Annotated in this window: 1 protein-coding gene and 3 pseudogenes; 1 reads left to right on the forward strand and 3 read right to left on the reverse strand. The window is 67.2% G+C overall.

All coding sequences use genetic code 11. The features are described 5' to 3' along the window. Positions 1-90 precede the first annotated feature (90 nt). The 3 genes and pseudogenes from ACGFYN_RS47630 to ACGFYN_RS47640 form a co-directional block, all read right to left on the reverse strand. Positions 91-774 (reverse strand): annotated as a pseudogene (locus ACGFYN_RS47630) (1-deoxy-D-xylulose-5-phosphate synthase N-terminal domain-containing protein); the annotation flags it as partial. A gap of 28 nt (positions 775-802) precedes the next feature. Further along, positions 803-994 (reverse strand): annotated as a pseudogene (locus ACGFYN_RS47635) (4-hydroxy-3-methylbut-2-en-1-yl diphosphate synthase); the annotation flags it as partial. Positions 995-2,112: 1,118 nt separating this feature from the next. Continuing rightward, positions 2,113-4,992, reverse strand: a complete 2,880-nt coding sequence (locus ACGFYN_RS47640; RefSeq protein ID WP_393872215.1) for a LuxR C-terminal-related transcriptional regulator — start codon at positions 4,990-4,992, stop codon at positions 2,113-2,115. Positions 4,993-5,411: 419 nt separating this feature from the next. Between ACGFYN_RS47640 and ACGFYN_RS47645 the strand changes: the two are divergent. Further along, positions 5,412-5,838: pseudogene (locus ACGFYN_RS47645) on the forward strand (transposase family protein); the annotation flags it as partial.

Here is a 5,838-nt window from a genome sequence, read left to right on the forward strand (position 1 = left end):
ACCCGCTGGAACAGCTCCCACAACTCATCCGGCACCAGCCGCTCAACGATCGAAACCACGACCGACAGCCTACCGAACCAAATGAGATGACTTCTTAGCGCCGTGCAGGGAATCGGACATCGCCTGGCCGACCACCGGGGTGCGCTGGAAGGTGTCCTTGTCCCAGGACAGGAAGCGCTCGTAACTCTGGGTGGTGCGCAGGGTGGCGAGGTGATTGGCCATGCCGCCGATGGTCGGGGAGTAGGAGCGCTCGTTGTCGTTGACGACGATGACGACCGGCAGGTCCTTGGCGTCGGCGATGTTGTTGAGCGCCTCCCAGGCCATGCCGCCGGTGAGCGCGCCGTCACCGATGACGGCCACCACATGGCCGGTGCGAGAGAGTAGCCTGCCAGCCTTGGCTAGGCCGTCTGCCCAGCTCAGACCGGTGGAGGCATGGGAGTTGGCGATCAGGTCGTGCTCGGACTCCTCCCGCGAGGGGTAGCCGGACAAGCCGCCCCTCATCCGCAGTCGGGTGAAGTCCTGGCGGCCGGTGAGCAACTTGTGGACGTAGGACTGGTGCCCGGTGTCGAAGAGGAGGCGGTCGCGCGGCGAATCGAAGACCCGGTGCAGAGCGATGGTCAGCTCGACCACGCCCAGGTTCGGGCCGAGGTGCCCGCCGGTACGGCAGACCGCCTCGACTAGGAAGGTCCGGATCTCTTCGGCCAGCCGGGGGAGTCGGCAAGCGGGCAGGCGTTTGAGGTCTCCGGGGCCCGAGATCGTTTCCAGCAGGGTCATGGCTTCTTCGCTTTCCTGGGCCATGGTTTCACGGTGAGCCAGCCGGTATCGGTGGTGGCGTCCGGCCGTCTCGGCCCGGTTGCTCGGCGAGTTGGAAGTTTCCTCCGATCAGGGTCTCGACGATCTTCGATACGGTTCGGGTTATCTCGCCCTTGACGAAGATCTGGTCCTTGCCGTTGCCGGAGGTGGCGGTCGAGGTTGCCTAGCGGGCCTCGCCCGGCCGAAGGTCTGGATCGGGCTGGGCTGGCTGCCAGCAGTGAGGGCCGAGCCGGGCTGGCCTGGTGGCGCCCGTTGACAGGGCCAAGTCGTCCTCGCCGTTGGCGATGGCGTTGTATTCGCCCGTGGCGGTGACCGATCGACTGCCCGCAGCACACCGAGGTGTGGTGCAGGACCCCTTGTCGGCGAAGCTCAGCTGTATGCCGGAGATACCGGCAGCGTCTTGGCGGAGGTGCGCACTTCGGTGACGAAGTTCGGCAGGATAGCCAGGTCGTTGCCTAACGCCCGTGAACCGGATGACTATCCGATCCGACAACCAGCCGATGCGGACCGGCAGGATCACAGTGACTACCTTACGGTGCGTCCCCCGCCCTCGATCCACTACCAGACTCAGGCTTCGATCAGGGCCTCGTTGTGGTAGAGCGAGGGCGGCAGCTGACTTGGCGCACACGTCCTCGCGCTCCTCAAATACTGTCGTGGTTTCAGACATGAGGATGCACCTTGAGATCTCGATACAGCCTTCTGCCTGCTGAAGGCTGGATCTAGACCCTGCCTCATATTGGCGATTTCCAGCCGAGTAATCATTACTCAGCCGAGCAATTGCTACTCAAAATGCCGTTGCCGCTCCGGTAGCCACCCGCTCGACGATCCGGGGCCTTTTCGGCCTTGAGTGCCGGACGGTCCCCTTGTCTCTCGCGGATCTGTTTTCGGCCGGCCCGTCGGGGCCGCCAGCGCCGCTTCGGTGCCCCTGTCCCGCTGGTGGCGCCAATTCGTGATCAGTGACGAGTACAGACCCTCGCGCCGCAGCAAGGCGCCCTTGCTCTGCTTGTCGAGCCCTTCGTACTCGGCCAGGATCCTCGCCTTGTATGCCACCGAGTACCGGCGCCCCGTCGAACGGAGTTCCACCTGCGGATCCGGGGTCCCGTGGTCATTGGTGCTGGCCACCGTGGACCCTGCTCCTTCTCCGCCGTCGACTCAATGAACCATCCAGTATGCCTGGCTCGACCTACGTTGAGAGGGGGCCGTGCTGTTGGCCGCCAACTTCCGAAGCCGATGGTCGTCACAGACATGGCCGTCCGCAGGGATGCATGCCGTGCGGTGCTGGGTATCGCGCGACGCGATCTACAGCTGGTGTGGCAGTTTGTCGAGGAGTTGACTGCGGGTGGTTATGTCGAGTTTTCGGTATGCGGCGGAGAGATGAACTTCGACAGTTTTGGGGGTGACGAAGAGCTGCTGGGCGATCTGCTTGTTGGTGTGGCCCTGGGCGGCGAGTTCGGCGACGCGGCGTTCGCTAGGGGTGAGGGCGTCGGGGCCGGTGAGGACTGTGGTGCGGGGACGGCCTCCGGCAGCGGTGAGCTCGGTACCCGCACGGTCTGCCAACGGGCGGGCGCCACAGCGGGTAGCAAGGTCCAGGCCCTGGCGTAGGAAGGGGCGGGCCTGGACCCGGTTTCCGGCTCGGCGCAGGGCGGCGCCGTAGTCGGTGAGGGCGGTGGCGTGCTCGAGACGGGCGGGCGAGGCTTCCAGGACAGTGACGGCCTGGTGGAGCAGGTCGAGCCCGTCGCCGCGGCCGGCGAGGAGGCCGTTGACGCGAAGAGCCCGCCCCAGAGCCCGCGGCGCGCCCCACCGGCGGGCCAGAGCAAGGTCCTCGGTGGCGATCTCCAGGGCTTCGCGGGAACGGTCGAGCGCATACAGGGCAAGGGCCGCCTCGGTACGCCAGCCGACCAGCGCGGGGTTACGAATGTCATACGTTCGGCAGACATCGCGGGCGGCCAGGGCGGTTTTCAAGGCAGCCTCAGGGTTGCCCTGGGCGGCCTGTATCCGGGCGAGCGCGGCCAAAGCGAAATACGCAGGACCCGAAGGGCGTGAGTCTGCGGCGGCTCCCACGGTCGCCAGGATGCGCTCGGCCTCCTCCAGCCGCCCCTGCTCAGCCAAGCTCATGGCCAGGAAAACATAGGGGTAATACCGGGCGATTTCGGCCCCGATGAGATCGGCGACCGAGACCGCCTCCCGCAGATCGTGTTCCGCCTCAGCGAGTTGTCCCCTCAGCAGCCAGCCGTAACCGTGAAAAGTATATGCCGGACCGAGGGCATAGAGAGAGCCATCGCGGTGGGCCTGCTGAACAGCGGCGAGCGTGCTGGCCATGGCCAGATCATCGTCGGCACAGAGCAGCACATACCAGCCGCCCATGATACTGGCATTACCTGCCGCCTGCCGGATGAGCGTATCTGTGGAAAGTGCGTGACGTGCGAAGAGTATGGCAGACGGGTCCCCGACAGCGAGGCCGCGCAGCGCAACCGCACAGTCGAGCAGCATGACGCCGACGCTGCTGTCGCCCTGCATGCGTTTGCGCAGTTCCGCCTCGCGCCGTAGGACGTTCTGGTGGCCCGGCACGACGAAAGCCGCCGCCATGAGTTGCTCTGCTTCCAGCCGGTATCGCTGATCCACCGCCTCTGCAGGAAGCTGAGCCAGCGCCCGAGACCAGACCCCCATGGCACGGTCCCCCTGCATGAGGTACATGTATGCCATGCCCAGCCGAGCCGAAATACGCGCCCGCTGAGCCGGGGCGTCGGTTTCCTGCAAAGCGTGTTGCAAATGTTCCGCTGCAGTCTCGTAATTCACTAGAAGAGCGGATTCCCCGGCTCCCGTCAGCACCTGCAGGCGGTCCTGGGAGGCGGGCGGCTCGTGGAGCGCACGGTTCAGATAGGTGTAGGCGTTGCCCGGGGCGCCGCGTGCGATTGCCTGGCCGGCGGCCGCGCGTAGCAGGGCGACGCTCTTCTGGTCGCCGGATGGGGGGACCCGAAGCAGGTGGGCAGCGACCCGTTCGGGGTCCGTGCCCGAGGCGGTGAGCAGGTCCGCCGTGTGGCGGTGGGCGCGTGCACGGTTGGTCGGGCTGATCCCGCGATACACAGCGGTGCGGACCAGCGGGTGGACGAATCCGAGCCGGTACGCGCCGTCGGGGTCCTGGTCGAGGTGCAGCACGTCCAGCTCTTCCAGCGCGGTGGCCGCTTCCAATGCCGCGGTCGGCTCCTGCCCCGCCAGCGCAGCGGTGGTCCGCAGCGGGGCTCCGTCTCCCAGCACGGCGGCTGCCCGGGCCACCTCCAGCGTCGCTGCGGGCAGGCGGGCCATTCTGGCGGCCACCAGACCCCCAACCGCCTCCACCGCCAGATCCTCCAGCTGCTGGAGTCCGGCTCCACCCGCGGGAAACCCTTCCGCCGCGGCGGTGCGCGCCAGTTCCTGCAGCAGCAGTGGATTGCCCCCGGTCACACGGTGGCAGGCCTCGGCCACCTCCAAGTCCATGCCTGCCGGCAATGCCCGCTCCAAGAGCTGCCTGGCCACATGCCTGCTCAGCGGTGCCGGCCGCAGCACTTGCACCGTCGGATCCGCCGTGAGCTGCAACAGCAACGACGCATCCGCGACAGGCTCGCCACTGCGCAGCCCGGCCACCACCAGTAGCGGCAGGTCCGCGACCCGCGGCCTCAGATACGCCAGGAAGCGCAGCGACGGCACATCACACCACTGCAGATCGTCCACGAGCAGCAGGACCGGACGGCTCTGGCTCGCGTTCGCCGCCAACCAGAACAGCCCGTGCAGCACCGCGAAGTCGCCCACCGAAGGCGCTGACGGATCGACGTGCCCGAACACCTGACGGGCCTGCCCGGCCGGCCCTTCCCACAGGGCCTCCCGCTCAGCCTTATCGGCCGATGTCAACACAGGCTCGAACAGCTGCCGTACCACGCCGAACGCGAATCCCCGCTCCAGCGTCGTCCCCCGCGCCGACAGCACTTTCAAACCGGCTCCCGACGCCAGTACTCGTGCCTCCCTCAGCAATCGAGTCTTCCCGATCCCGGCTGGCCCCTCCACCACCAAGACCCCGCCGACCCCCATCCCCCACCGCCCCCGCCAGCGCAGCACACTCTCCCTCCCGTTCCCACAACCCCCAACTCGCATCCACTCGACCAGCTTCCATCTCATCAAGACCATTCCTCGACGCCGAGTCCGCATCGGCGCCGGACATCACCGCAGCCCGCGCGCACTGCCCGCCCGCCTTGTACACGACGGGCAGGAACGGACTGCCCACCCTGGCCGGCGCCGACCGTCAGCATCTCCATAGCGCCTGCACCCACCCCAGCCCGATGCCGAAAAAGCCAAGTCTTCGCACGCCGAGCACACCTCAAGAATGGCGAAGCGACCGTCACCGTGCGCCCGATGCTTCACCACCTCCGGCCTTTGCCTTCCTCCCGGCGCTCCAGCAGTCGCCCCCAGTCGTCGCTCCTCCAGTGTGCTCTCACCAGCTCAACGTCGCCTCCAGCAGGACTGTCCTATCAACCGGTGTGACTGTGTCGGGTACGTGCTGCGCTGAGTCGGCCGTCGAAGGAGATGAGGGCCGTTTTCCAGCGGCTGGTCTAGCGGGCTTGTGGCTACGTGTCGGCGACGGGCGGACCGACTGCTCACACGAGTTCCGCCGCCACGGGATGAACGTGCAGGTGGTCACCGATCCGGGTGGCCGGTTGCTGAGGCTCTCCCCCTCATTGCCGGGCCGGGCTCACGACCCGCCCGCTGCCCGCACCCACCGGATCGTCCGCATCCGCGAGCGCCAGGACGTCCCCGTCCTGGCGGAGCTCGCCTACCAGAACGGCGTCCCTGAGTGAGTACCGGCATCAAACGCAGGCCCCTGCAGGAACTCACCCTCGCCGAGAAGACCGTCAACCGGGCGCTGGCCACGGCACCTGCACCGGTCGGGCGCGGTGTCGCCCGCCTGAAGTCCTGCGCATCTTCCGCAGGTCACGGTGCAGCCCACACCGCATGACGTCAACCGCCAAAGCCATCCCCACCCTTGACCGCCAACGC

Origin of the sequence: Streptomyces sp. NPDC048419 (genome assembly GCF_043200415.1) — a bacterium.
Lineage (GTDB): Bacteria > Actinomycetota > Actinomycetes > Streptomycetales > Streptomycetaceae > Streptomyces.

Bases quoted from the DNA above. Each gene is read 5' to 3' on its own strand.
- ACGFYN_RS47640 (WP_393872215.1), bottom strand. From the start codon at position 4,992: ATGCGGACTCGGCGTCGAGGAATGGTCTTGATGAGATGGAAGCTGGTC.